General features: G+C 30.6%; 4 protein-coding genes. All 4 read right to left on the reverse strand.

Going from position 1 to position 4,191, the window contains the following annotated elements:
* Positions 1 to 308 precede the first annotated feature (308 nt).
* The 4 genes from CD150_RS10455 to CD150_RS10470 are packed head-to-tail and all read right to left on the reverse strand — an operon-like array spanning position 309 to position 4,032.
* Complete coding sequence (locus tag CD150_RS10455; RefSeq protein ID WP_103161564.1) at positions 309 to 923, reverse strand: phosphatase PAP2 family protein; 615 nt, start codon at positions 921 to 923, stop codon at positions 309 to 311.
* An 18-nt stretch (positions 924 to 941) separates the two neighbouring features.
* A complete protein-coding gene (murG, locus tag CD150_RS10460) occupies positions 942 to 2,015 on the reverse strand; it encodes an undecaprenyldiphospho-muramoylpentapeptide beta-N-acetylglucosaminyltransferase (protein WP_073342092.1) in 1,074 nt (357 codons plus the stop codon).
* A 10-nt stretch (positions 2,016 to 2,025) separates the two neighbouring features.
* The gene (locus CD150_RS10465) at positions 2,026 to 2,535 is read right to left on the reverse strand and encodes a GNAT family N-acetyltransferase (RefSeq protein ID WP_064208958.1); all 510 of its coding nucleotides are present in this window, start codon (positions 2,533 to 2,535) and stop codon (positions 2,026 to 2,028) included.
* 15 nt (positions 2,536 to 2,550) lie between these two features.
* On the reverse strand, positions 2,551 to 4,032 hold the full coding sequence (locus CD150_RS10470) for a S41 family peptidase (protein WP_073342090.1): 1,482 nt from the start codon (positions 4,030 to 4,032) through the stop codon (positions 2,551 to 2,553).
* Between the last annotated feature and the right edge of the window lie 159 nt (positions 4,033 to 4,191).

The following is a 4,191-nucleotide window of genomic DNA, read 5'->3' on the forward strand; positions in this document are numbered from 1 at the left end:
CAATTATTCTCAGTGTTGTATAATGTAATTGAAAATGATTATCAATACTACATAGACATTCCCCCCCACACATATTTGTTTTAGTAGAATTGATCATTTTCGTAAATATCCCCTTTTATATGCCCGTAAAAGACTAACGTTGTAAATCAACGTATATATAGAAACCGGTTTTGCATTATGAAATCGGTTTTTATAATAATTTTTGACACAATTGAATTAAGTTTGAGATATAAGTATCTCAGATGAATTTAAAAAATGGCAATTTCTATTTTATATAGAAATTGCCATTTGTTCTATTTCGTTATTATTTAAATTTTTAATTTGTGCCTCAATATTAGTGTTGATAATACGACACAAAAAGCGCCACCAATGATACCAGCAATGATATCAGTTGGATAATGAACACCAAGATATACTCTTGATGATGAAATTAAAATAATAAATAGTGCTGAAAGACCTATCATAATCCCTTTTGTTTTACCTTTCATGACACGATTAGCAATGTAAATGGTACTGCCAAAGAAAGCGGCTGATCCCATTGCGTGTCCACTTGGAAAACTAAAACCAGAGATATCTATGAGACGTAACAGTGTAGGTCGTTCTCTGTCAAATACGTTTTTTAATAATGGGTTTAAAGTACTTGATAAACTCATTGCTATAGCAAAGAAAAGTGCCTCTATATTTAATTTTTTAAGCATTAAATAGGCGATAAGTAATAAAGATAAACAAACCATTGCCCATACTTCCCCGATTTTAGTAACTTCTAGGAAAAATGTTGTAGTTATAAAACTTTCAGAAGAATATATGAATTCATAAACTTCATTGTCTATCCATTTTCCTAATCTTGATTCATGGAAGGATGCAATAATGCCAAAAATTAATGTAAAAATAATGAGTAGACTTATTCTTTTCCAACGACTCATTGCGTATCCTCCCTATTATTAGTTATTTGCATCTTTAATAATTTTATGAAATAAATCTTGGCGTGTAAAACTTTCTTTGTATGTTTGCATCTGAGTTATAATAGATTCACGATGAGTTTCGATATCTTTTAACTGATCGATGAGTTTATCCTCGGTTAAAGTGTCTTCAGGAATTGTTCTTCCAAAACCTTTAGATTCAAAATTTTTCGCATTGTCTATTTGATCTCCTCTAGATTGGTCAAGACCTAACGGAATTAAAAGCATTGGAATTCTTAATGCCAAGAATTCATATATAGCGTTTGAGCCAGCACGACTAATAACTGTGTCTGTTATCGCTAATAAATCAGTTAAATCGTCTTTAACAAATTCAAACTGAACGTATCCTTCTTTATCGGTAAAGGATTGATCTAGCAATCCTTTACCAGTTAAATGAATCACTTGATAATTTTTTAATAATGCGTCTAAATTATCTCTAATAATATCATTTAACTTTTTACTTCCAAGGCTACCACCCATGATTAATAAAACTTTTTTATTATCTTTAAATTCTGTTAATTGATAGCCTCTATTTTTATCACCACTTTTTAAATCTTCCCGCACTGTAGCACCTACAAAATCCGCTTTTTCACTCGGCAGGTATTGTAATGTATCTTCAAAGGTTGTATAAATCTTTTTAGCAAACTTTAAAGCAATTTTATTTGCTAGTCCGGGTGTTAAATCAGATTCATGTATAATAGTTGGAATTTTTAGGGATTTAGCAGCGATAACTACAGGCACAGATACAAAACCACCTTTTGAGAATAATAGGTCAGGTTTTTCTTTTTTTAATATGCGTCTTGAATCAAAGATACCTTTTAATACTTTAAAAATATCTTTAATATTTTCAAAAGAGATGTATCGTCTTAATTTACCGCTTGAAATTTTATGATATGGGATTTCTGGTAATTGGGATTCAATCATTTCTCGTTCCATACCATTTTTGGAGCCGATATAAAATGCTTCATATCCTTCTTCTAAAGCTGTTGGAATCAAACTTAGATTAACAGAAACATGTCCAACAGTACCGCCACCAGTAAATGCGATTTTTGTCATATTATTACCTCTATTCTTCTAATTTTTTATAATAGGCATAGAATGGTTCTCCTTTATCGAAAGGAGGATAATCAATATTTACTTCACCTAATTTGATAAAGCCAAATTTTTGGAATAATCCTTGAGCACGTTTATTCAATGCAAAAGTGTCAGTTAACATTACATGTACATTATCTCGTAAAGCAAGGTTAACAGCAAAATCAAATAATTTTGTAGCAGCACCTTTATATTCTGATGAGGCTGCCAATCTATGAATAACGTATGCATTTTTTCTATCAATTGGCCATGCCAGTTCATCATACCACTCAGATTGTTGCTGGTCGACAACTATAAAGGCAAAAATTGTATCTTTTTCTTCTAAAACAAACAATGAATCTTTACTAATATCTTCTTTGAAATGTGATTTTAATGGATATTGTTCATCCCATTGGTTGTTATTTTCTTGTTGCATTATTGACTTTGCTTCTTCTACAATCGTTAAAATAGTTGGTAAATCTTCTACGGTACCTAATCTTATCATGCGAGGTTCACCTCTTTATTTTAATTTGTTTAATAGGGTTTGTAATACAGTATCTTCTTTATTTGCTTTATTAACTAAAGCTTGTGTGAATTTATCATTGGTTTGTTTGTTGAATTTTCCATTAACTGTTAAATTATTATCTTTTTGGAATGATTTAATAGCATCTTCTAATTCCTTATCAAAGCGTTTAGATTTATTATTAGACTGATAGTTTAATGCAGATAGACCCACTTTAATTGTTTTAACATGTTTGTCTTCATCACCCAACTGGTATGTCTGTGTATTAGGTATGACGCTTAAAGATTGATATTCAGGTTCATTAATTTTTGTATCAGGTTTAATGCCTTTCCCATGAATATAACGAGATTTTGGAGTCAACCATTTCATATTCGTAAATTTTAATAGTGAACCATCATCAAATTCATGTGTGGTTTGTACTATGCCTTTACCAAAAGTTTTTGAACCGTAAACTTTAGCTTTATTATAATCCATCATAGCACCAGTGAATACTTCTGACGCACTGGCCGAACCTTTATTCACTAAAATTGAAACATCCATATCCTTAGCTTCTTTGCTTGCATCGTTTGATGTTTTTATTTGTTCTTTTTGATCGCCTTTTTCAAGTTGAACTGCGGTTTTTCCTTTATCCACGAAAATATTTACCATTTTCACAGCTTCATCAAGCAATCCACCGGGATTATTACGTAAATCGAGAACAATTTTTCTAATTCCATCTTTATGAGCTTTAATAATTAAAGATTTTAATTCACCAGAAGTACTACTTTGAAATTTATTTATTGTAAACACACCAGTATTTCCGTGTTTTTCATATTCAACACTCTTAACATGTATTTTATCCCTTTTAATAGTGATGTCGTGTTCTTGGTTCGCTCTTTCAATTGTTAATGTAACTTTTGAACCTTGTTTTCCACGCACTTTTTTGACTATAGCTTCAAGTGGTTGGCCTTTAATAGACTTACCATTCACCTTAGTCACTACATCTTTAGGTTGAATGCCAGCTTTTTCTGCAGGAGAGTTTTTCATAGGGCTTGTAATTTGAATTTTATCTCCCTTTTTTTGCATTTCTGCACCGATACCTACAAAATCACCTGAGACATCCTCGTTAAACGATTTAGATTCTTTTTTAGTCATATATTCCGAATATGGATCATCTAAATCTTTTACCATTCCCTTAATTGCAGATTCCGATATTTTTTCTGAATCTGTATTTTTATAATATTCTTTATTTAAAATACTATAGACATCTTCAACCTTTTTCATTTCTGTTCTTTGTTTTCCATCTAGCCCACTTGTCCAGTTCATGACTGCTATGGTTGCAAAAACTGTTAAAACTGCTGTTATAAGCACAATACTTATGATTGTTAAAATGAAATTTTTCCGTTTAAAGCTCATATTTTTAGTGGAATATTTGTTATTAGCATCGTTATTTTTAGTTTCTTCGTGGTTTTCATTTTGCATGTCTGATCTTTCCGACATTTTATCACTTCCTAAATATATGTATAATTCAAATCGAAATTTTATTGATTTGAAAATAAAAGTAGCTGGGATTGAATCATTAAAGATTAATCCCAGCTCTCTATGATACTTTATTATTTTAATATACTTTACTATATTCTCTCAAATATAAACTAAGAC

The organism is Staphylococcus ureilyticus, assembly GCF_002902235.1.
In the GTDB taxonomy this organism is placed as follows: Bacteria; Bacillota; Bacilli; order Staphylococcales; family Staphylococcaceae; genus Staphylococcus; species Staphylococcus ureilyticus.